The sequence below is a fragment of the Micromonospora sp. NPDC049301 genome (assembly GCF_040678715.1).
Lineage (GTDB): Bacteria > Actinomycetota > Actinomycetes > Mycobacteriales > Micromonosporaceae > Micromonospora.
The window spans coordinates 967,945-989,470 of record NZ_JBFAQO010000001.1; the positions used below are offsets into that span (position 1 = coordinate 967,945).

19 protein-coding genes are annotated in these 21,526 nt (G+C 72.7%); 13 read left to right on the top strand and 6 right to left on the bottom strand.

Annotated features, from left to right (window positions below; translation table 11 throughout):
• Positions 1–88: 88 nt before the first annotated feature.
• The 6 genes from AB0K07_RS04680 (at position 89) to AB0K07_RS04705 (ending at position 7,377) form a co-directional block, all read left to right on the top strand.
• Complete coding sequence (locus AB0K07_RS04680; protein WP_363750949.1) at positions 89–1,759, top strand: ABC transporter ATP-binding protein; 1,671 nt, start codon at positions 89–91, stop codon at positions 1,757–1,759.
• A 76-nt stretch (positions 1,760–1,835) separates the two neighbouring features.
• Positions 1,836–3,194, top strand: coding sequence for an ABC transporter permease (locus AB0K07_RS04685; protein ID WP_363750950.1), 1,359 nt, complete (start codon positions 1,836–1,838; stop codon positions 3,192–3,194).
• Positions 3,195–3,197: 3 nt separating this feature from the next.
• Positions 3,198–4,478: an ABC transporter permease gene (locus AB0K07_RS04690; RefSeq protein ID WP_363750951.1), complete on the top strand. Its 1,281-nt coding sequence runs from the start codon at positions 3,198–3,200 to the stop codon at positions 4,476–4,478.
• A 74-nt stretch (positions 4,479–4,552) separates the two neighbouring features.
• Positions 4,553–5,257 (top strand): cytidine deaminase, encoded by a 705-nt coding sequence (locus tag AB0K07_RS04695; RefSeq protein ID WP_363750952.1) that lies wholly within the window; start codon positions 4,553–4,555, stop codon positions 5,255–5,257.
• 44 nt (positions 5,258–5,301) lie between these two features.
• On the top strand, positions 5,302–6,585 hold the full coding sequence (locus AB0K07_RS04700) for a thymidine phosphorylase (protein WP_363750954.1): 1,284 nt from the start codon (positions 5,302–5,304) through the stop codon (positions 6,583–6,585).
• A 111-nt stretch (positions 6,586–6,696) separates the two neighbouring features.
• Complete coding sequence (locus AB0K07_RS04705; protein WP_363750956.1) at positions 6,697–7,377, top strand: DUF4272 domain-containing protein; 681 nt, start codon at positions 6,697–6,699, stop codon at positions 7,375–7,377.
• A 1-nt stretch (position 7,378) separates the two neighbouring features.
• On the opposite strand, the gene AB0K07_RS04710 is transcribed toward AB0K07_RS04705, so the two are convergent.
• Together AB0K07_RS04710 and AB0K07_RS04715 are read right to left on the bottom strand one after the other, a co-directional pair.
• Positions 7,379–8,389, bottom strand: coding sequence for a putative RNA methyltransferase (locus AB0K07_RS04710; RefSeq protein ID WP_363750958.1), 1,011 nt, complete (start codon positions 8,387–8,389; stop codon positions 7,379–7,381).
• Between the two features lies 1 nt (position 8,390).
• Complete coding sequence (locus AB0K07_RS04715; RefSeq protein WP_363750960.1) at positions 8,391–8,888, bottom strand: MarR family transcriptional regulator; 498 nt, start codon at positions 8,886–8,888, stop codon at positions 8,391–8,393.
• A gap of 137 nt (positions 8,889–9,025) precedes the next feature.
• Here AB0K07_RS04715 and AB0K07_RS04720 point away from each other — a divergent pair, with 137 nt between their 5' ends.
• Positions 9,026–9,439, top strand: coding sequence for a PPOX class F420-dependent oxidoreductase (locus AB0K07_RS04720; RefSeq protein ID WP_363750962.1), 414 nt, complete (start codon positions 9,026–9,028; stop codon positions 9,437–9,439).
• Positions 9,440–9,491: 52 nt separating this feature from the next.
• Positions 9,492–10,571 carry an adenosine deaminase gene (locus AB0K07_RS04725; protein ID WP_363750963.1) on the top strand — a complete coding sequence of 360 codons (1,080 nt, stop codon included), beginning with the start codon at positions 9,492–9,494 and terminating at the stop codon, positions 10,569–10,571.
• Between the two features lie 3 nt (positions 10,572–10,574).
• Here AB0K07_RS04725 and AB0K07_RS04730 read toward each other — a convergent pair whose 3' ends face one another.
• The gene (locus AB0K07_RS04730; RefSeq protein WP_363750964.1) at positions 10,575–10,913 is read right to left on the bottom strand and encodes a hypothetical protein; all 339 of its coding nucleotides are present in this window, start codon (positions 10,911–10,913) and stop codon (positions 10,575–10,577) included.
• Between the two features lie 460 nt (positions 10,914–11,373).
• Between AB0K07_RS04730 and AB0K07_RS04735 the strand changes: the two genes are divergently transcribed.
• From AB0K07_RS04735 to AB0K07_RS04750, 4 genes are all read left to right on the top strand, one after another.
• Positions 11,374–15,006: a nitrate- and nitrite sensing domain-containing protein gene (locus tag AB0K07_RS04735; protein WP_363750966.1), complete on the top strand. Its 3,633-nt coding sequence runs from the start codon at positions 11,374–11,376 to the stop codon at positions 15,004–15,006.
• A complete protein-coding gene (locus tag AB0K07_RS04740) occupies positions 15,003–15,407 on the top strand; it encodes a roadblock/LC7 domain-containing protein (RefSeq protein WP_007455462.1) in 405 nt (134 codons plus the stop codon). The genes AB0K07_RS04735 and AB0K07_RS04740 overlap by 4 nt, the downstream gene beginning before the upstream one ends.
• 98 nt (positions 15,408–15,505) lie before the next feature.
• A complete protein-coding gene (locus AB0K07_RS04745; protein WP_089021735.1) occupies positions 15,506–15,877 on the top strand; it encodes a DUF742 domain-containing protein in 372 nt (123 codons plus the stop codon).
• A 1-nt stretch (position 15,878) separates the two neighbouring features.
• Complete coding sequence (locus tag AB0K07_RS04750) at positions 15,879–16,472, top strand: ATP/GTP-binding protein (protein WP_007455465.1); 594 nt, start codon at positions 15,879–15,881, stop codon at positions 16,470–16,472.
• A gap of 377 nt (positions 16,473–16,849) precedes the next feature.
• Here AB0K07_RS04750 and AB0K07_RS04755 read toward each other — a convergent pair whose 3' ends face one another.
• Together AB0K07_RS04755 and AB0K07_RS04760 are read right to left on the bottom strand one after the other, a co-directional pair.
• Positions 16,850–19,243 carry a transposase gene (locus AB0K07_RS04755; protein WP_363751425.1) on the bottom strand — a complete coding sequence of 798 codons (2,394 nt, stop codon included), beginning with the start codon at positions 19,241–19,243 and terminating at the stop codon, positions 16,850–16,852.
• Positions 19,244–19,282: 39 nt separating this feature from the next.
• The gene (locus tag AB0K07_RS04760; RefSeq protein WP_363750968.1) at positions 19,283–20,233 is read right to left on the bottom strand and encodes a DNA primase; all 951 of its coding nucleotides are present in this window, start codon (positions 20,231–20,233) and stop codon (positions 19,283–19,285) included.
• 171 nt (positions 20,234–20,404) lie between these two features.
• On the opposite strand from AB0K07_RS04760, the gene AB0K07_RS04765 reads away from it, so the two are divergent.
• Positions 20,405–20,746 (top strand): helix-turn-helix transcriptional regulator, encoded by a 342-nt coding sequence (locus AB0K07_RS04765; RefSeq protein WP_363750970.1) that lies wholly within the window; start codon positions 20,405–20,407, stop codon positions 20,744–20,746.
• Positions 20,747–20,821: 75 nt separating this feature from the next.
• On the opposite strand, the gene AB0K07_RS04770 is transcribed toward AB0K07_RS04765, so the two are convergent.
• Positions 20,822–21,496, bottom strand: coding sequence for a permease prefix domain 1-containing protein (locus AB0K07_RS04770; protein ID WP_363750972.1), 675 nt, complete (start codon positions 21,494–21,496; stop codon positions 20,822–20,824).
• Positions 21,497–21,526: the final 30 nt, after the last annotated feature.

Here is a 21,526-nt window from a genome sequence, read left to right on the forward strand (position 1 = left end):
CGGCCGGTCCCTCCGATGAGATCATCGGAGGGTCGGCGGGGGACAGGTACGACCGATCCGGCCGCTCCGGCGCCGCGGGTGACCACCCGTGGGGCCGGAGCGGCCGATCGCGCGCCACGGTGACCGGCCCGGCCCGGTCAACGGCAGCTACGCTGCACCATCGCTCGCACTCCAGGAGGTTGCGCTGAGACTCGAACTGCGCGGCATCACCAAGCGGTTCGGTGATCTGGTCGCCAACGACCACATCGATCTGACGGTGGAGCCTGGAGAGATTCACGCCCTGCTCGGCGAGAACGGCGCGGGCAAGTCGACCCTGATGAACGTGCTCTACGGGCTCTACCAGCCCGACGAGGGCGAGATCCTGGTCGACGGCAAGCCGCTGAAGCTGAAGGGCCCGTCCGACGCGATCGCCGCCGGGATCGGCATGGTGCACCAGCACTTCATGCTGGTGCCGGTCTTCACCGTCGCCGAGAACATCATGCTCGGCGCCGAGCAGGTCCGGGGCGGCATCGCCGGTTTCCTGGACCGGCGGCGTGCCCGGCGCGAGGTCACCGAGGTGTCCGAGCGGTACAACCTGCGGGTCGACCCGGACGCCGTGATCGAGGACCTGCCGGTCGGCATCCAGCAGCGCGTCGAGATCGTCAAGGCGCTCACCCGCGATGTCGACCTGCTCATCCTGGACGAGCCGACCGCGGTGCTCACCCCACAGGAGACCGAGGAACTGCTGACGGTCATGCGGTCACTGAAGGCGGCCGGCAAGTCGATCGTCTTCATCACCCACAAGCTGGGCGAGGTCAAGGCGATCGCCGACCGGATCACCGTGATCCGGCGTGGAAAGACCGTCGGCACCGCCTCCCCGGAGGCCAGCCGGGACGAGCTGGCCGCGCTGATGGTCGGGCGCAGCGTGCGGCTCACCGTCGAGAAGGCCCCGGCCACGCCGGGCGAGCCGATGCTCGAGGTGGCCGGGCTGGTCGTCGACGACGACCGGCAGGTCCGGGCGGTCGACGGCGTGGACCTGACCGTACGCGCGGGCGAGGTGCTCGGCGTGGCGGGCGTGCAGGGCAACGGCCAGACCGAGCTGATCGAGGCGATCATGGGCCTGCGCCCGGTGCTCGCCGGCACGGTCAGCCTGGGCGGCGACCGGATCGACGGCTGGACGACCAAGAAGGTGCTCCGCGCCGGCGTCGGCTACGTGCCCGAGGACCGCAGCGTGGACGGCCTGGTCAAGGAGTTCAGCGTCGCGGAGAACCTGGTGCTGGACATCTACGACCGGCCACCGTTCGGGTCCGGGCTCGCGCTCAAGCCGGAGGCGATCGCGGCGTCGGCGAAGGAGCGGATCGAGCAGTTCGACGTCCGTACCTCATCAGCGGACGCGCCGGTGGGCACCCTCTCCGGTGGCAACCAGCAGAAGGTGATCGTGGCCCGGGAGCTGTCCCGGCCGCTGAAGCTCTTCATCGCCGCCCAGCCGACCCGTGGCGTCGATGTCGGGTCGATCGAGTTCATCCACAGCCGGATCATCCGCGAGCGGGACATCGGCACCGCCGTCATGGTGGTCTCCAGCGAACTGGACGAGGTGATCGGGCTGGCCGACCGGATCGCGGTGATGTACCGCGGCCGGATCATCGGCATCGTCGGCCCGGACACCCCGCGTGAGGAGATCGGCCTGTTGATGGCCGGCATCAGCCCGGACACGGCCTCCGAGCGGGGCGCCGAGGCCGCATCGACCGACGCACGCCCCGCAAATGAGGACGAGGCATGAGCGAGCGCCAGCGAGCGAATCATCGTTACCGGGCGTTGGTGCCTCATGGCGTCACGCAGCGAAGCGGAGTGACGGCATGAGCGACCCCAACCCGCAGCCCGGCTCGCCGGACAAGGAGCCGGCGAGCGAGGCGCAGGCCGCGCAGACCGCTCTCGGCAACACCGAGAAGGCCGAGGCGGCGACGCCGGGCCGGTCGGCGCCGGAGGCGGAGCCGAAGCCCAGCCTGGGCAGGCTGTTCCTGAACAACCTCTGGGCGGCCAACACCTTCACGGTGACCCTGCTGTCGCTCGTGCTGGCGATCGTGGTCGGCGGGGTGCTGATGATCATTTCTGATCCGGCGGTGCTGTCCACCTACTCGTACATCACCGCCCGCCCGTCGGACGCGTTCAGCGCCAGCTGGACGCTGGTGAGCGAGGCGTACGCGAACCTGTTCAAGGGCGCGATCTTCGACCCGGAGACGTTCTCCGGCTGGCTGAACGGCGACAACGGCTGGCAGGCGGTGCTCGCGCCGATCTCCGAGACGCTCACCTACACCGCCCCGCTGGTCTTCACCGGTCTGGCGGTGGCGCTGGCCTTCCGCGGCGGCCTGTTCAACATCGGCGCGCAGGGCCAGGCCACCATCGGCGTGATCCTGGCCGCGCTGGCCGGCTTCCTGCTGCCGCTGCCGCCCGGCCTGCACCTGCTGGTGGCGGTGCTGGCCGGCGCCCTGGGCGGGGCGATCTGGGGTTTCATCCCGGGCATCCTCAAGGCCCGCACCGGCGCGCACGAGGTGATCAACACGATCATGCTCAACTACGTCGCCACGTACTTCCTGACCTGGTTGATCGTGCAGAACGGGGTGCAGGACCCGACCCGTACGGACGCGATCAGCAAGGCGGTGGACACGTCCGCCCAGCTGCCCCGACTGCTCGGCGACAACCTGCGGGTGCACGCCGGCATCCTGCTCGCGGTGCTGGCCACGTGGGCTGTCGCCTGGCTGCTCAACCGCTCCACGCTCGGCTTCGAGCTGCGCGCGGTGGGCGCCAACCCGGACGCCGCCCGCACCGCGGGCATCAGCGTCACCCGGACGTACACCCTGATCATGGTCTTCTCCGGGATCCTGGCCGGCCTCGGCGGCTCGAACATGGTCCTCGGCTCCACCGCCAACGCGCTGACGCCGCTGGTGGTCGCGCAGATCGGCTTCGACGGCATCCTGGTGGCGCTGCTCGGCCGGGTGAAGCCGTGGGGCGTGCTGCTGGCCGCGCTGCTGTTCGGGGCGCTCCAGGCCGGCGGCAACCGGATGCAGTCGTACTCGGGGATCTCGCTGGAGCTGGTCACCGTGCTCCAGGCGCTGATCGTCATCTTCATCGCCGCACCCGCCCTGGTGAAAGCGATCTTCCAGCTCCGGGCCGCACGGGCCGCCCGGTTGCAGACGAGCCTGGCGAAGGGCTGGTAACTCATGTCCACCATGGCTGTGCCCGACGTCGCGGTCGCCGCGGTCGACGAGGGCTTCTGGACGCGGAACCGCAAGGTCGGCCTCGTGCTGCTGGCGCTCGGCCTGCTCTCGGCGGTGCTCTTCGGTGCGCTCGCCACCGACCAGCAGGCCCGGTTCACGCTCAGCGATGACGCGGCCGGTGCCGCGCTGGAGATCAACGGCACGATCGGCGCGATCCTGTTCGGGATCATCGCGATCGCCGCCGGTGCGGCGCTGCTCGCCGGGGTGCCGAAGCGGTGGTTCCTGCCCGTGCTCGGTGTCGGGCTGGTCGGCTTCGTGCTGTCCTTCCTCTGCTGGCAGGTCTCCGCCGCGCCCACCGGGCAGAACTTCATGCCGCTGGTCAACATCATCCGGGGCACCTTCATCCTGGCCCTGCCGCTGATCTTCGGCGCGCTGGCCGGGGTGCTCTGCGAGCGGTCCGGCGTGGTCAACGTGGCCATCGAGGGGCAGTTGCTGATGGGCGCGTTCAGCGGCGCGCTGTTCGGCAGCCTCTCCGGCAGCGTCTGGGTGGGCCTGGTCGCCGCCGCCATCGGCGGCGCGTTCATCTCGCTGCTGCTGGCCGTCTTCGCCATCCGCTACCTGGTCGACCAGGTGGTCATCGGCATCGTGCTCAACCTGCTGGCGGTCGGCGTCACCGGCTTCCTCTACGAGCGGCTGATGCAGACCGACGCGGAGAAGTACAACAGCTCGCCCCGCTTCGGCAACTGGAACATCCCGCTGCTCGAGGACATCCCGGTGCTCGGCCCGGCGCTGTTCCGCGGCAACATCTTCCTCTACGTCGGCCTGCTCCTGGTGCTGGTGATCCACATCGGGCTGTTCCGTACCCGCTGGGGGCTGCGGACCCGCTCGGTCGGTGAGCACCCGACCGCCGCCGACACGCTCGGCGTCAAGGTGCTGCGGGTGCGCTACCGCAACGTGCTGCTGGCCGGCGTGGTCGCCGGCATCGGCGGCGCGTCGTACACGCTGGCGCTCTACTCGTTCACCAAGAACATGATCGGCGGCAAGGGCTTCATCGCGCTGGCCGCGCTGATCTTCGGCCGGTGGAACCCGACCGGGGCGCTGCTCGCCGCGCTCTTCTTCGGTTTCGCCGACCAGCTCGCCACCTATCTGGGTGCGATCAACAGCGTGATCCCCAGCCAGTTCCTGGCCATGCTGCCCTACCTGGCGACGATCCTGGCGGTCGCCGGCCTGGTCGGCCGGGTCCGGGCACCGGCGGCCGACGGCAAGCCGTACATCAAGGGCTGACGCCCGGGTGCGGACGCGGCGGGGCCGAGGTGGTCCCGCCGCAGACCACGACGGCGGTGCGGCAGAATGATGGGATGACTGACATCGACTGGGCGCGGTTGCGCGCCGCCGCGACGGACGCGATGCGGCACGCGTACGCGCCGTACTCGACGTTCCCGGTCGGTGCGGCCGCGCTGGTCGACGACGGCCGGGTGGTGGTCGGCTGCAACGTGGAGAACGCCGCGTACGGGGTGACGCTCTGCGCCGAGTGCGGGGTGGTCTCCAGCCTGCACGCCACCGGCGGCGGTCGACTCGTCGCGTTCTCCTGCGTCGACGCCACCGGTGAGCCGTTGATGCCGTGTGGCCGGTGCCGGCAGCTGCTCTGGGAGCACGGCGGGCCGGAGTGCCTGATCGAGACCAAGGGCCGCCCGCTGCGGATGGCCGAGCTGCTGCCGCACGCCTTCGGCGTGGAGGACCTGGAGGCGGTGACCGGTGAGACGCCGGTCCCGGTGGTCCCGGAGCGGCTGGCCGCCTGGCGCGGGCGCGGCACGGTCTTCGTGCACCCGGACATGTCCGCCGGTCAGCAGGTCTGGACGGCGTACTGGGAGCGGTCGGCCGGGGACGACGCGGGCGCCGAGACCGGCGTGCTGGAGGAGGCCCCGAGCTGGGACGACCCGGCGGAGGCGATCACCTGGGGGATGGCGCGGACGCCCCGGGTCGTGGTGGTGGACGCGACCGGCACCATCTTCTGGGCCGGCGAGGGTGAGCCGCCGGCGGAGATTCCGGTTCGCTGGTCCTGATTCCGCGTGGGCTGGTTCCGCCACACGACTAGAGAGAACTTTTGATGAGTAGTGGTTTTGCTGCCGTTGACGTCATTCGGGTGAAGCGGGACGGGGGTGTGCTGTCCGACGCGCAGATCGACTGGGTGATGGACGCGTACACCCGGGGGGTGGTCGCGGACGAGCAGATGTCCGCGCTGGCCATGGCGATCCTGCTCAACGGCATGACCGGTCCGGAGATCGCCCGCTGGACCGCCGCGATGATCGCCAGCGGTGAGCGCCTGGACCTCTCCGCGGTGCGCCGCCCGACGGTCGACAAGCACTCCACCGGCGGCGTCGGCGACAAGATCACTCTGCCGCTCACCCCGCTGGTGGCGGCGTGCGGCGCGGCCGTTCCGCAGCTGAGCGGGCGTGGCCTCGGGCACACCGGCGGCACTCTGGACAAGTTGGAGTCCATTCCCGGCTGGCGGGCCGCGCTGAGCAACGACGAGTTCATCACGCAGCTCGGCGACGTCGGCGCGGTGATCTGCGCGGCCGGCGCCGGGCTCGCTCCGGCCGACCGCAAGCTGTACGCGCTGCGCGACGTGACCGGCACCGTGGAGGCGATCCCCCTGATCGCCAGCTCGATCATGAGCAAGAAGATCGCCGAGGGCACCGGCGCGCTGGTCCTCGACGTCAAGGTCGGCTCGGGCGCCTTCATGAAGTCCGTCGACCAGGCCCGCGAGCTGGCCCGCACCATGGTCGAGCTGGGTGGCGCGCACGGCGTGCGGACCGTCGCCCTGCTCACCGACATGTCCACCCCGCTCGGCCTGGCGATCGGCAACGCGGTCGAGGTGACCGAGTCGGTCGAGGTGCTGGCCGGCGGTGGCCCGGCCGACGTGGTGGAGCTGACGCTGGCCCTGGCCCGGGAGATGCTCGACGCCGCCGGTCTGCCGGACGCCGATCCGGCGGCGGCGCTGCGGGACGGCCGGGCGATGGACTCCTGGCGGGCGATGATCCGTGCGCAGGGCGGCGACCCGGACGCGCCGATGCCGACCGCCCCGGAGATCGAGGTGGTCCGCGCGGAGCAGGACGGGTACGTGGCGGCCGTCGACGCGTACGCCATGGGGGTTGCGGCCTGGCGGCTCGGCGCGGGCCGCGCCCGCAAGGAGGACCCGGTCAGCGTGCCGGCGGGGGTGGTGCTGCACAAGCGGCCCGGCGATCCGGTCCGGGCCGGTGACGCCCTCTACGAGCTGCGCGCCGAGGACCCGGCGCGGATCCCGGCGGCGTTGGCGGAGGCCGCCCGAGCGGTGCGGATCGCGTCGACCGCGCCGGTGTCGACGCCGCTGGTCATCGAGCGGATCGGCTGACTCGGCGAGGGGTCGGGGCGGCGTGGTGCCGGTCACCTGGGACCGCTATTCTCCCAGGCCAAGGGGGGATAGCCGGCCTTGAGCCGTCGCGAGCAGACAGGAAGATCCGCCGTGACCGTACCTGCCCCCGACCCACGCGAGGTGCGCGAGGCGAGCCTGGACGAGTTGTCCCGGCTCGGCCTGCCGCTGCCGCCGGCCCAGTTCCCGCTCGTCTGGGAGCCGGGTGACGTGATCGAGCTGCGCCCCACGGCGGAGATCGAGGCACGGATCGCCGTGCTGCACCTGATCCTGGCCCGCTGTTTCGGGATGCCCCCGCAGGCGGCGATGAGCTGGCTGCTCGGCTCGCACCTGGTCGAGATGGTGACTCCGCCGGAGTGGCAGTTCGTGATCGGCGGCAAGGGCGACCACCGCTCGTTCGTGCTGCACCACGACGCGCTCTTCGCGCTGGCCTGGGTGCTCGGGCTGAGCAAGCAGCTCGACCCGACCCTGGCCGTGGACGAGCGGCTGGTCGAGCGGCTGCCGCACATCGCCGAGGGGGAGACGTTTCCGCGCTGGCGCTCCCGGATCCTCACCGCGCCGCAGCACCCCGCCGACGCGGCCGCGCTGCTCGACCTGCACTACTGCCTGGACTGGGCGTACCTGGAGACGGAGCGCGGCGGGCGGTCGCTGCCCGGGCTGGTCGACGCCAACGCGATCGGTCAGCGACGCTGGGCGCTGGAGTGGGCGGTGGTCCTGCGCGGGCCGTACCACGACGAGCCGCCCGGCTGGGAAGAGGTCGACCTCTCCACCTGAGCTAGCGGGGTCGCTGGACGTCGAGCCGGACGGCCACGGTGACCCGGACCGGTTCGGGCAGCGCGGCCAGCCGGGTGGCGAGAGCGGCCGGGTCGGTGTGCCAGGCGCTGGGGCCCATCCCGACCAGGGTGGCGACCTCCGGCCGGGTCAGCGCCAGCTCCGCCCGGTGTTCGGCCGAGCTGACCGGGGTGAACTGCCCGCCGAGGCTGCCGGCCACCCGGTCGGCCTTGTCCGGGTCCACCCGCAGCAGGTCGAGGGCGTCCACCAGTTCGGCGAGGTGGTCGGCGGCGGGGGTGACCACCAGCAGCGTGCCGTCCGGGTCGAGCACCCGGTGGAACTCCGGGCCGTTGCGCGGGGCGAAGACGTTCAGCAGCACGGAGGTCGAGGCGTCGGCGAGCGGCAGCCGCTGCCAGGTGTCGGCGAGCGCCGCGGCCGCCCGGGGATGCGCCCGCGCGGCGCGGCGCAGCGCCGGCTTGGAGACGTCCAGGGCCAGACCCACCGCGTCCGGCAGCGCCGCCAGCACCGCGCCCAGGTACCGGCCGGTGCCGGCGCCGGCATCCACCACCAGGGGGTACGCCTCGAAGTCGGGCGTCGGCTCAACCCGTACCTCTGCTGTTGTGTCCTTTGCTCTGCTTACCTCCGCGCAACGGTTCTGGCCGGAAACCGTTGCGTCGGTTGAAGCAGAGCAAAGGGCGGGCGGGGTAGTGGGTCGGGGATGCGTGGTGGCCGTCGCGCGGAGCCGGCCGACGGCGTCCGTGGCGGCAGCGGCGAGGGCGGCCGAGATGACGTCGTAGTGCCCGGCGGCGAGGAAGTCCGCCCGGGCGGCCACCATCTCGGCGCTGTCGCCGGCATGCGGGGCGCGGCCGGCGAGCAGGTTGACGTACCCCTGCCGGGCGATGTCGAAGCTGTGCCGGCGCGGGCAGCGCAGCGCCCTGGCCGTCCCGGCGGTCGCCTCGGCCAGCGGCTCGCCGCAGACCGGGCAGCGCAACCGCCCCAGGATGCGCGGGTCCACGTCAGGCCTCCCGTGGGGACTGCGGCCGGGCGGCCCGGAGGTCGGGGCCGGCGAGGTGGTCGACCACCCGGTGCGTGAGCGCGCCGAGCGCCTCGATCTCCGCCGGGGTGAGCAGGTCGATCAGATGCCGGCGGACGGCGGCAACGTGGCCCGGGGCGGCGGACTCGATGGCCTGCCGGCCGGCCGCGGTGAGCACGACGATCGAGCCTCGGGCGTCGTCGGCGCACTCCTCGCGGGTCACCAGGCCGCGCTGCTGCATCCGGCTCAGGTGGTGGGAGAGTCGGCTGCGCGACCACAGCATCCTGTCCGCCAGCTCGCTGAGGCGCAGGCGCCCCTGGGGCGTCTCGGAGAGGTCGGAGAGCACGTCGTAGTCCGGTTCGGACAGGCCGGCGTCCTGGGTCAGCTCCCGGGCCAGCTCCAGGTCGAGCAGTCGACGCATCCGGCGGTAGCCACGCCAGGCGCGGTCCTCCCGTTCGTCCAGCCACCGGGTCGCGTCCATGCGGCCAGTCTAGCCGTTTGTTGACACGTCATCAATCTGCCGGTAAATTCGATGACATGTCAACCAGATCCCTCCAGGGTGACCCCGCCGCACCTCGGCCGGCTGGCCACCGCGTTCGCGCCGCTACGGGTGCCGGCGTGAGCGACCGACTGTGGGAGCTGTTCGGCGAGCGGGGGCGCGGGGCGCTGGTCACCCTGCGCCGGGACGGCCGACCGCAGCTGTCCAACCTCGACTACCTGGCCGAGCCGGGGCTGATCCGCTGCTCCACCACCGGTGACCGGGCGAAGGTGCGCAACCTGCGCCGCGATCCCCGGGCCAGCTTCCACGTGACCACGCCGGACGGCGGCGCGTACGCGGTCGCCGAGGGGACCGTGACCCTCACCGAGCCGGCCGCCACCATCGCCGACGCCACGGTCGACGAGCTGGTCGAGGTCTACCGGCGGATCCGCGGCGAGCACCCGGACTGGGCGGACTACCGCGCCGCCATGGTCGCCGACGGGCGGCTCGTGATCCGCCTCGACGTGCACCGGGTGTACGGCTGGCGGCCGTGACACCCCGCCGGTCCCGTCCCGGTCCGCCGGGGTCGCTGACTAGGGTCTGAGCATGGTCGCAACAATCCGGTACGAGGACATCGTCAAGGTTCCGAAGGCGCTGCTGCACGACCACCTCGACGGCGGTCTGCGGCCGGCGACGATCGTCGAGCTGGCCGCGGAGGTGGGCCACGAACTGCCCACCACCGACGCGGAGGCGCTGGGGCGCTGGTTCGTCGACGCGGCCGACTCCGGCTCGCTGGAGCGCTACCTGGAGACGTTCGCGCACACCGTGGCGGTCATGCAGACCGCGCCGGCGTTGCGCCGGGTGGCGCGTGAGTGCGCGTTGGACCTGGCCGCCGACGGGGTGGTCTACGCCGAGGTGCGCTTCGCCCCGGAGCAGCACCTGGAACACGACCTGAGTCTGGACGAGGTGGTCGAGGCGGTGCTGGCCGGTTTCGCCGAGGGCACCGCCCAGGCCGTCGAGGCGGGGCTGAGCATCCGGGTGGGCACCCTGCTCACCGCCATGCGGCACGCGGCCCGCTCGCAGGAGATCGCCGAACTGGCCGTGCGGCACCGGGACGCCGGGGTGGTCGGCTTCGACATCGCCGGCGCCGAGGCGGGCTTCCCGCCCACCCGGCACCTGGACGCCTTCGAATACCTCCAGCGGGAGAACTTCCACTTCACCATCCACGCCGGCGAGGCGTTCGGCCTGCCGTCGATCTGGCAGGCGATCCAGTGGTGCGGCGCGGACCGGCTCGGCCACGGGGTGCGGATCGTGGACGACATCACACCCGGCGGTGTGCCGGTGCTCGGTCGGCTCGCCGCGTACGTCCGGGACAAGCGGATCCCGCTGGAGCTGTGCCCGTCGTCGAACGTGCAGACCGGCGCGGTGGACTCGATCGCCGACCACCCGATCGGCCTGCTGCGCGACCTGCGGTTCCGGGTCACCGTGAACACCGACAACCGGCTGATGAGCGGCACCTCGATGTCGCGGGAGATGGCCCTGCTGGTGGAGACGTTCGGCTACGGCTGGCGGGAGTTGCAGTGGTTCACCATCAACGCGATGAAGAGCGCCTTCATCCCGTTCGACGAGCGGCTGCGGATCATCGATGAGGTGATCAAGCCGGCGTACGCGAAGCTGCTGGCCTGACCGTCAGCCGTGCGGGTGGTGGCCGGCGAGCAGGCCGGCCACCCGGCGCAGCACCTCCCGTGCCCGGGCCGCCTCCGCGCCCAGCCCGGTCTGCCGGCGCAGCACCGCGGGCTCGGCACGCAGCAACGCCACCCCGCGCCGGACCAGCACCCGGGGCGCCTTGCGCTGCTCGGACAGGTCCCGGGCCAACCGGCGCAGGAAGGTCGCCCCGCGTGGTCGGCGCAGCGCGTACGCCCCGGCGAGCAGCCCGCGACGGCGGCACTCCTCGACGATCTCGGCGGCGAAGATCCCTTCGGCGACGAAAAGTGGCGATCCGTCGACGTCAAATGGCCGGGTGGCCACCCTTCGATCCGCGCCGATCGCATAAACCGGCACATCGGCGCGACCCTCCCGAGCCAGTCGGGCAATCGTTTCCACCGCCGTGTGGGCGTCCCACGACTCGGGTGATTCCCAATCGACCTGGCCGTTTCGGTGCGGCAACGTAGGGTCATCGCCATCTTTGTAGAAGTCGTCCAAGCAGAGCACCGGCAACCCGGTTTGCTGCGCTATGTACGACTTTCCGGAGCCAGAAGGGCCGGCGAGCAGGACAACGCGGTGCGGATGTTCCATTACCTTCAGTTACTCCGGCCAGACGGACTGCTATCAAATCGCATCAACATCTCATCACACCTTCGGCGGGTGACAACCTGGGCTTTCTTCTTGCCGGGCGGCGTGATGGAATCTCGGGGGTCCGACCCGCCGGGTCGGACGCTGGGCGTTGCCCGGGGCAACGCGTTCAAGCTGTAATCGCGAGGGCGGTGACGTGAGCAAACGGCCAAAGACGGCGGGCTCCTTCCTGTCGCGGCTGCGCCGGCCGGCCAGCCGGCTCCGGGACATGCCGATCTGGTCCAAGCTCGGTCTCATCATGATCGTGCCGACCATCGCCACGGTCGTGGTGGGCACCAGTGGTCTGGTCGACCACCTGGAGACGCTCAACAATGCCAACCGTGCCGGCGACCTGGCCAACCTGTCGAGCTATTCAGGTGACCTGGTCGACACGCTCCAGGACGAGCGGACCACCGCCGTGCTGCTGCTGGGGGCCAGGGGGACGCAGCCGGCGGCGCAGTACCAGGAGGCCTACAACCGGGTCAACTCCCGGGTCGACCAGGCGAAGGGCCCCTACCTGCAGCAGCGGGCCGAGATCGAGGACCTGCCGAGCAGCCTGGAGGGTCTGCTCGATGGGATCGACCAGACCCTGAAGGATCTGCCGGGCGTTCGCAGCCAGGTGTTCAACGGCAAGCTCAAGCTCACCGAGACCATTCAGGCCTACGAGGGTCTGATCAGTGATCTGCTGGCCATCCGCGACTCGGCCACGCAGCTCGCCGGTGATAACGACCTGAGCGACCGGATGCGGGCCGCCGCGGCGGTCGCCCGGGAGAAGGAGTTCCTCTCCGCACGCCGGGTCGTCGTCCACCGCGCGCTCGGCGCGCAGCAGCGGATGACCCCGGTGCTGCGCACCGACTACATCGCCAGCGGCACCGGTCAGCAACAGGCGTTGCAGAGCTTCAAGGCCGTCGCCAGCCCCGACGAGGCGAAGTTCCACGACCAGACGGTCGCCGGTGGCGACCGCCGCGAGGCGCAGAACTACACCGGCTGGATCGACGGCAACACCACCGGTGACATGCGCGGCGCTCCGTTCGGCCCGGACCAGTGGGACTCGGCCATGACGGCCAACGCCAAGCTGATCCGCACCGTCGAGACGAAGCTCGACCGTGACGTGGTCGCCGAGGCCGACAACCTGCGCTCGGCCGTCCAGCGTCAGGTGTTCCTGGAGACCGGCCTGCTGCTCAGCATGCTGCTGCTGGCCATCCTCTTCGCCTACCTGGTCGCCCGCTCGATGGCCCGCTCGCTGCGTGACCTGCGGCAGGGTGCTCTCTCCGTCGCCCAGTACGGCCTCCCGCAGGCGGTGGCCCGACTTCGTGACCCGCAGGTCGTCGGGCAGCTCTCCCCGGTGCAGCTGGCCAACCAGATCGCCGAGCCGCTCCCGGTCCGCAGCAAGGACGAGTTCGGTCAGGTGACCGAGGCGTTCAACGCCGTCCACCTGGAAGCCGTCCGGACGGCCGCCGAGCAGGCCGCGCTGCGTGCCTCCGTCGCGACCATGTTCGTCAACCTCGCCCGCCGTTCGCAGATCCTGGTCGACCGCCTCATCGGGCACCTCGACCGGCTGGAGCGCGGCGAGGAGGACCCGGACCGGTTGGCCGAGCTGTTCCAGCTCGACCACCTGGCCACCCGGATGCGCCGCAACGACGAGAACCTGCTCGTGCTCGCCGGCGCGGACTCCACCCGCGTGCAGCGCGAGCCGGCCGCGCTCATCGACGTGCTGCGCGCCGCGCAGTCCGAGGTCGAGCACTACACCCGGATCGAGTTCGGGGTCATCGACCGGGACATCGAGGTCGCCGCGCACGCGGTCAACGACCTGGTGCACCTCGTCGCCGAGCTGTTCGACAACGCCACCGCGTTCTCGCCGCCGGACTCGCAGGTGATGGTCGAGGCCCGTCGGGTCGGCGACCGCGCCTCGCTCTACGTCGAGGACCGCGGCATCGGCATCAGCAACGACCAGTTGAACGAGCTCAACGAGCGCCTGGCGACGCCACCGCAGGTGGACGTGGCCGTGTCGCGGATGATGGGCCTGGTCGTGGTCGCCCGGCTGGCGTCCCGGCACGGGGTCCGGGTTGAGCTGCGCCCCGGCGGTGACCGTGGCACGGTCGCCGACGTGACCCTGCCGACCTCGGTGCTGGTGCCCCGGGCGCTCTCCGGCCGGGTGCAGCAACCGGCGGCGCTGCCCGCGGCCGGTGGCCCGCAGGCGGGCGGCCCGGTGCCGGTCTTCGGCGCGCTGCCCGCGCTGGGCAACGGGCCCCGCCCAAGCGAGTCCGGCAACCAGGTCACCCTGGGCGGCCGCCCGTTCGACCCCGCGTCGCGCAACGGCGCCGGCACCCCCGCCAACACCGGTGGGTACCGCTCGATGCCGGCCTGGTCGGACCTGACCGGTGCCGCCGGCACCAACGGCGGTGACGGGTTCACCCCACGGACGGCCAACGGTCAGCCCATCGACCCGCTGCCGCAGCGCCGCTCCGGCGACGACTCCGCGGAAACGGGTCAGCAGCCGGCCATCCCGCGGCAGCTGCCGAGCAGCCCCGAGGCGCATCCGTACTCGGCGCCGCCGGTCTCCGCGCAGCCCTACTCCGGTGCCCCGGTCTCGGCCTCGCCGGCCTCCGGTCAGCCGTACTCCGCGCAGCCCTACTCGGGTGCGCCGTACGCCGGTCCGCCGGTGTCGGCCGCCCCGACCTCCGCGGCGCCGTACTCGGCACCGCCGGCCGGGCACCCGTACTCGGCCCCGCCCGCCGGCCAGCCCTATTCGGCCCCGCCCGCTGGTCAGCCCTATTCGGCCCCGCCGGCGTCGAGTCAGCCGTACTCGGCGCCTCCGGCCTCCGGCCAGTCGTTCAGCGGCTTCGCGCCCCGATCGGCTCCGCCCGCGCAGGCGCCCAGCGCACCCGCGCCGCCAGCCTGGCCGCCGGTGTCCGGTGGCGAGCGGGACGCGGCAACCCCGCCGGTGCCCGAGCGGCTCGCCGCCGCTCTGGACATGACGACGGAGCTGCCACGGGTGCAGCGGCCCGCCGAACAGCCGGCCGCCGCGGCCCAGCCGCCGGCGCCGACCTCACCGGCACCGGCACCGGCCCAGAGCCGGCCGGCGCCGCAGCAGCCGCAGGCCCAGAACCGGCAGCGGTACGCGGACGAGACCATGGAGCTGCCGATCTTCCGGGAGCTCGAGTCGGCCTGGTTCCGTACCCGTCGACCGGGTCCGGAGGAGGCGGCGGCCCAGGCGGCCGCACCCGCCGCGCAGCCCGCGGCGAACGGCGGCACCGCGACCCAGCAGTTCGCGACGGTCGAGGCCGGCGGTCGGGCAGTCCAGCAGACACCATCCGGGACGACGGGTAACACACCGATGGCAGACACTCCGACGGCCGGAGGAGCGCCGCGGGACAACGGGTCGACAGCGAACGGGGCCGCCCGCCCCAGCCTCGCCGAGAGCCTGCCGAACCGCCGGCCCCAACAGCAGACCAACGGCTGGCAGACCGCCGCCGACGACGGCTGGCGTGCCGCCTCGGCAGCGGCCAGCGCGGTCCCGGTGAGCGAGACCACGACGACCGGTCTGCCGAAGCGTAAGCCGATGGCGCAGCTGGTCCCGGGCGCGGTGGAGAAGCCCACCACCTCGGTCCAGCGGCGTTCCCCGGAGGCGGTCCGTGGCCTGCTCTCCGCCTACCACCGGGGCGTGCAGCGAGGGCGTAGCACCTCGGACAACCCGACCAACCCGGAGGCGACTCCGGGAGGGCAGCAATCCTCGCAGTCTGGCTCAGGCCCAGCGGCCGGGAGCGGGCAGAAGGAGCAAGAAGGATGACAACTACGCAGGATCTTGGTTGGCTGCTGGCCAACTTCGCCGACCGGGTACCCGGTGTCGCGCATGCGGTCGCCGTCTCGGCGGACGGCCTGCTCCTCGCGTCGTCACGGGATCTGCCGCGGGACCGGGCCGACCAGCTCGCCGCGATCGCGTCCGGTCTGGTCAGCCTCACGCAGGGGGCGGCCCGCTGCTTCGAGGGAGGCGCGGTGCTGCAGACCGTCGTGGAGATGGACAATGGCTTCCTGTTCCTGATGTCCATCTCGGACGGCTCGTCCTTCGCCGTGTTGGCCGCCCGCAGCTCCGACGTGGGGCAGGTCGGCTACGAAATGGCGTTGCTGGTCGACCGCGTCGGCGACGCACTGACCCCGCAGCCGCGTGCGGCCGCGGGCATGCTGGGCTGACGCATCGCCGATCGTGAGGTCGGCGCTACTGCAACGACGACAACGACGGGTTTCACCGGTGGGAGCCGGTGCCGGGTACGAAGGAGGTGAGCGGCGACATGGCCGATCGTGACGAACCGACCGGAGCGTTGGTCCGTCCATACGCCGTGACCCGCGGTCGTACCCGTCCCCGGCTCGACATCGCGCTGGAGGCGCTCGTCGAGACGACGGTGCGCGGTCGGGCCGCTGCCAATGGCAACGGTGGCCGCGAACACCAGTACATCGCCGCGCTGTGTGACGGACGCGTGCAATCGCTCGCCGAGATCGCGGCGCGGATGCAGCTCCCGCTCGGTGTGGCCCGGGTGCTCATCGCCGACATGGCGACGGACGGCCTGGTCGCAGTCCACGAGCCGACCATTTTGGACGACTCCGACGACGCGGTGGGCACTGAACTGCTGGAGAGGGTGCTGAGTGGACTTCGCAGGCTCTGACATGTCGCACCGCCCGCCGAACCCGAGTGGGCGCGTGACGTCGGCGAAGATCGTTATCGCCGGTGGATTCGGCGTCGGTAAGACGACGCTGGTCGGCTCGGTCTCGGAGATCACGCCGCTGACCACCGAGGCCATCATGACCTCGGCTGGCGTGGGCGTCGACGACACCCGGCAGGTGCCGGGCAAGACGACGACCACGGTGGCCATGGACTTCGGCCGGATCTCGATCGACCGTGACCTGATCCTGTACCTGTTCGGTACGCCGGGCCAGACCCGATTCTGGTTCATGTGGGACGAACTGGTTCGGGGCGCGATCGGCGCGGTCGTGCTGGTGGACACCCGCCGGCTGGCCGACTGTTTCGCGGCGATCGACTTCTTCGAGCACCGGCGGCTGCCGTACCTGGTGGCCATCAACTGCTTCGACGGGATGCAGTACCACGACCCGCAGGACGTTCGGGACGCGCTGGCGATCTCGAGCGACGTGCCGGTGGTGGCCTGCGACGCCCGTAACCGGGAGTCGACGAAGCACGTGCTGATCTCGCTGGTCGAGTACGTGCTCACCATGCGGCGTACGCGCGCCGTCGCCCCGGCCTGACCGGGCGATCCGCGCCCGGTGGTGGCTCCGGCCGCCACCGGGCGCTGAGTGCTGTCCGGAGCCGCCTCCGCGGGCATCCGGTGGCCCGGCACGCGCCCCGGTCGACCTCACCCGCACCGGCACGCGTCCGGCGCCTGGCTCTGTCGGTCGGTCCGTGGCGGCTGGGCACCGGCCAGCTCACGGCACCGCTCAGCGCGCGCCTCAGGTGGCCCGTACGCCGCTGTCGCCGCGTAACCCCGGTGACGCGGTAGCCGCGCCGCCTCCGCAGTCGCTGCGCGGCGATGAGGCGGCCCAGCTGACGGTGTCCATGGGCGGTCGCCATCGACGCGAACGCGGGTGCCGCCCGTCAGGGCGTGCACCCGCGTGGGCGGTCGTCGTCAGGACTGGTAGCCGGCGGAACGGTACTCGTACTCCCGGTCGTCGTCGCGGTCCCCGTGGTCACGGCTGAAGTCCCAGCCGCCGGCGGCCTCGCGACCCGGCCGGCCACCCACGGCGAACCCGCCGATCTCCTGTCCCCGACGCCAGCCACGGAAGTAGCCGGTGGTGTTCTCCGCGAGGCTCGCTGCGTCCCGCACTATCCGCAGTGGACGCTCCTCGCGCAGCGGGGAACCGGGGACCAGGTTGGCCTGCGGGACGCGCTTGGGCAGGCCAGCGGTCGTCTCGGCCCCCACTGCGGGACGGGCGGCCTGCTCGGCAGCCTGCCACCCGGTGTCGGCCGTGGTCGACCAGTCCAGGTCGGACTCCTCGGTCTGGCCGACGAACCAGGCCGACTTGGCCTGCGCGAAGATCAGCAGGTCCCCGTCGCCCTCGTCCGCCACCGGCGGCGGCCGGTGCTCGACCGGAGGGGACGGCCGGTGCTCGACGGGGCGCTCCGCGCGGGGCGCGGGGCGGCCGTTGCGGGCTGCCTGCTCCCGATCGACCAGCCGCAGCGGCGGTGTCTCGAGTCGCGGGTCGGTCGGCGGGTTGAGCGAAGCCTCGCGCAGTGCCCGGTCGGCCAGCGGCGGCGGCTCCACCAGCCGCAGCATGGGTGGCTCCTGGGGCAGGTCGTCCGCCAGCCACGGCGGGGTGACGCGGCCGTCGGCCCGGCCCGGGTCGGTCGGGGCGTCGATGCCACGGCTGCCGCCGTACGAGTACGGGGCCGGGTTGTTCGCCGAGCTGTCGGCCGGGTCCTCCGGGTTGTTGACAAGCGGCCAGTTGGCCCGGGAGCCCGGCGGTGCCGACTCCTGGCCCGGCCGGGGCGTCGGCACCGGGATGCTGAGGTCGGTGGCGCTGAACCCGCCGGTGGGGGGCTCGTCGACCGGACGCTGGTGGCTCGGCAGGGGCTGGCCGTTGGTCTTGGGGCGGGGCGGGATGACCGTGCGCTGCCGCTCGGCCCGCGCGTTGTTGATCGCGGCGGTCGTCAACGTCGGCCGGAACGGCTCGCCCGCCTCGGCCGGCGGCACCGTGCCGCGCTGCGCCGGTGCGATCGGGGTGATCCCGGGCGGCGGGGGCGGCGGTGCGGAGACCGGCCGGTTGGTCGGACCGTCGATCCGGCTCGGGAGAGACTCGCCGCGCCCCGGCGGGGCGGACACCGGCGGGCCGGCGACTGCTGCGGGGGCGACCGGCGCGGGTGCGACCGGCGGCGGGGTGATCGGAGCCGGGGCGACCGGCGGCGGCCCGAGCGGACGTGGCGACGCCAACGGGGCGCCGCCCGGGACCGGTTCGGGGCGGCTGCGCCGGCCCCCGGTGGGTGCCGGCTCGGCGGCGGGCGGGGTCGGCCGGACGGCACGCAGGCCGGTGCCGGTGTTGGACAGGCCGGTCAGCTCGCCGACCGACTCGCCACGGCGGGCGGCGGCGCGGCGGCCGGGTGCCTGCGCCGGCGTGCTGGCCCGCGCGCTGAGGGCGCTGACCAGCGCCTCGCACCCGGCGTCGCAGGCCCGTACGGAGGCGACCGCCTGCCGGACCGTCTCGGCCACCGCGGAGGTGAGCGCCCGGTTCACCGCGGCGCGGCGGGGCGTCTCGGAGATGGCGACCCGCAGCGCGGTGACCGCTTCGTTGATTTCGTCGGCGTCGGCCACGCCGTCGGCGGCGAGGTGCGCGGCGATGGCGTCCGCCGCCACCGAGACCTCGCGGCCCCGGGCCACGGTGCCGCCGAGCATGCCCGGCTCGGGCAGCGCGTCCAGCACAGCCAGGGAGACCGGCTCGGCCGGGTCCGGGTACGCCCGCAGCGCCGCCGGGTAGAGCTCACGGAGCACCTCGCGCAGCGCCACGGCGGCGGAGTGCCGACCACTGGCCAGCGCGGCGTGCGCGGAGAGCACCTGCTTGTAGCCGGCGAGGTCGCGGGGAGCCGGCAGGGTGACCGCGGAAAGTGCGCCCGCCTGCAACGCGCGGGCCAGACCGACCGCCCGCCGTTCGGCTGGCGGCGACTGCATCTCCTCCAGGGAGTCGTCGTCGGCGAACCGCTCGGCGAAGTCGTCCACCGAGTCGTCGTCCGCGATCGCCAGGGGCCGACCCGCCGCGCTCAGCAGCGAGGTGACCGTGTGGTCGTCGCTGTCGGCGGCGATGGCCGCACCGCTCGGCCCGCCCGACCGCTCCACGAGCAGCGCGACGAGCTGGGCGTAGCCAGCGGCGTCGTCGCCGATCTCGCAGACATGCAGCAGACGGCCTGCGTCGTCGACCACAGCGGACGTCAGCGTCGAACCGGCCGAGGCCGGTCGGTCAGCCGGATCCGCCGAGGCCAGACCGCAGTACACGCGCACGAGCGCCACGGCGTCGTCCTCCTCCCGGGACAGGTCTTTCCTCTGCCAGCAACTGATGCTCCCCGGTACGGGTCAGTCGCGCCAGTCCACGACCGCAGAGATCTTGCCGACAATGGTGCGCCAACCCAGACTTGCGGTTTGTGCCCCGATTTTCTTCAGCCGCCGCCGGCCCATGAAACCGCCGATCCCGCCGTTGACGGTGGCGCGCAGCGCCTCGTCGAGGTCGTCGAGGCTGGAGCCGGCGGAGAGCATGTCAAGTACCGCAGGCAGGCGCAACGCGTACGACAGGTCACGTGCGACCTCGCCGGCCTCGATCAGCAGGGTCGAATCCCAGGTGTCGTGCCCGCCGCGCAGGTTCTCCACGACGAGGTCGAGCTCGTAGGTGTCCTCGTCGAGCGGCGCGATGTCGGCCGGCTCCACCCGTTCGGACAATTCATTCCAGCTGTCCAGTTGGGACAGATCATTTGGCGCCCCGGACCGGATGAAACTGACCAACGACTCGGGCGTCTTGAAGAGCAGCAGCTTGCCCCGGTGGCTGAGGAAGACCGGGACCTCCTCGTCGTCCGCCTCGTCCGTGGCGGCCTCGTCCTCGGCCTCCTCGGCGGCCTCGTCGCCGTCCCGGCGACGGCGCGACGGCGTCTCCTGGTCGCCCTCGGCGAACTCCTCCGCCAGGTCCTCGTCGAGGATGACGACGGTCTCGTCGTCCTCCTCCTCGATCACCTGACGGCGGGCGAGGAACGGGTCGTCCTGGTCGCGTTCGGTCACGTCGGTCGGGGTCAGCTCTCCGGCCGGGCGGTACGCCCGCAGCGTGAAGCCGGTGCCGGCGGGCAGGGCGATCTCCACCGGGTCGATCCGCAGCTCGTCCCAGAGCGACCGGTCGACCGGCGCCGCCGCGCGGCCGGTCTCCTCGGCCTCGTCTGGCTCGGCCGGGCCGGTGGTGTCGTCGAGCTCTGGCTCGTCGGCGTCGGGCCGTTGAGGCGACTGGCGGGCCACGCTGACCTCCGTGTGCTTCGGGTTGCCCACCCACCGGCGTCTCCGACCGGCGAGTGACTCTGGGCACATACCCTAGTCGGCGGTCCTGGGCGGCCGGTGCCCGCACCCCGGTGGCCGGGCGGCGCACCGGCTCGGGCCTGCGCGTCGGCGCTGGTGGTTGCCGGTGGCGGACCGGCCGTTCGACAAGTAGCGTAGCTACGCATGAAGGCCCAGGAGTTGCACGGCCACCTCGACGCACTGCTGCTCGCCGTGCTCGAACAGGGCGCGCTGCACGGGTACGCCATCATCGAGGCGCTGCGGTCACGCAGCGACGGCAGCCTCGACCTGCCCACCGGCACCATCTATCCGGCGCTGCGCCGGCTGGAGCGCGCCGGCCACGTGGCGAGCACCTGGAGCACGGTCAACGGCCGGGAGCGGCGGACGTACCAGCTCACCGACTCCGGCCGGCGGGCGCTGGCGGGGGAGCGGGCGGGTTGGCACGAGTTCCGCGTGACGGTCGGCCGGTTCCTCGACCCGGGCACCCCGTCCGGCACGACGGCCTGACGCACCCGGTGGCCGAGCGCCGGAACGTGCTCCGCCGGCTCGGCCGTGGTGTGCCCGGCCGCGGGCGTTCCGGGATCAGCGGACGGTGGCCAACAGCCAGCCGCGCGCCGCGCGGACCAGCGAGAAGTAGGCGCCGCCCGCCACCACCATCCCGATGATCATCGGCGGCCAGGTCAGCGCCGCTTCCCAGAGCCCTATCGACCAGACAAAGAGGGCGCCGCCGGCCACCATGCCAAGGACCAGGGTGCCGGTCAGGCCGGCGCCCACCGCCCGCTGCGCCGCCGCCAGCCCCGGTCGCGGCGAACGGGCGCTCGCCGCCACCACCAGCAGCCCGGCCACCGCGAGCAGCAGCGAGCCGGCCCAGATCCAGTCGACCGAGGTGGAGAGCAGCAGGTAGACGGCAGGCGGCCGCGAGCCGCCGCTCCAGCTCGACCCCTGCCAGGTGAGGTCGCCGGCGATGACCCCCACCGCGGCGGTCGCCAGCATCCGCAGGGAGAGCCCGCGCAGCGCGCCCACCGCCAGCTCGGCCTGCCAGGAGGGGAGCAACTGCGCCGGCGAGCCGAACTCGGCCACCGCACGCCGCTCGGCCTCGGTGGGTGGCACGCCACCCTCGCGGTACGCCTCGACGGCGTCCAGCAGACCGTGGCGTGCCTCGGTCAGCAGGTCGGACTTCAGTCGGGCCGGCCCCCGCAACCGGGCGGCGAGCTCCCGCAGGTGCTCCTCCACCAACACGTCCTCACAGCGCGGCATGGCACCACCCTGCCACGGACGCCGGTGCGC

Excerpts from the sequence above, each read along its gene's own strand:
- AB0K07_RS04685 (WP_363750950.1), top strand. The coding sequence starts at position 1,836 with ATGAGCGACCCCAACCCGCAGCCCGGCTCGCCGGACAAGGAGCCGGCG.
- AB0K07_RS04690 (WP_363750951.1), top strand. The coding sequence starts at position 3,198 with ATGTCCACCATGGCTGTGCCCGACGTCGCGGTCGCCGCGGTCGACGAG.
- AB0K07_RS04695 (WP_363750952.1), top strand. The coding sequence starts at position 4,553 with ATGACTGACATCGACTGGGCGCGGTTGCGCGCCGCCGCGACGGACGCG.
- AB0K07_RS04700 (WP_363750954.1), top strand. The coding sequence starts at position 5,302 with ATGAGTAGTGGTTTTGCTGCCGTTGACGTCATTCGGGTGAAGCGGGAC.
- AB0K07_RS04715 (WP_363750960.1), bottom strand. The coding sequence starts at position 8,888 with ATGGACGCGACCCGGTGGCTGGACGAACGGGAGGACCGCGCCTGGCGT.
- AB0K07_RS04725 (WP_363750963.1), top strand. The coding sequence starts at position 9,492 with ATGGTCGCAACAATCCGGTACGAGGACATCGTCAAGGTTCCGAAGGCG.
- AB0K07_RS04740 (WP_007455462.1), top strand. The coding sequence starts at position 15,003 with ATGACAACTACGCAGGATCTTGGTTGGCTGCTGGCCAACTTCGCCGAC.
- AB0K07_RS04745 (WP_089021735.1), top strand. The coding sequence starts at position 15,506 with ATGGCCGATCGTGACGAACCGACCGGAGCGTTGGTCCGTCCATACGCC.
- AB0K07_RS04750 (WP_007455465.1), top strand. The coding sequence starts at position 15,879 with ATGTCGCACCGCCCGCCGAACCCGAGTGGGCGCGTGACGTCGGCGAAG.
- AB0K07_RS04765 (WP_363750970.1), top strand. The coding sequence starts at position 20,405 with ATGAAGGCCCAGGAGTTGCACGGCCACCTCGACGCACTGCTGCTCGCC.
- AB0K07_RS04770 (WP_363750972.1), bottom strand. The coding sequence starts at position 21,496 with ATGCCGCGCTGTGAGGACGTGTTGGTGGAGGAGCACCTGCGGGAGCTC.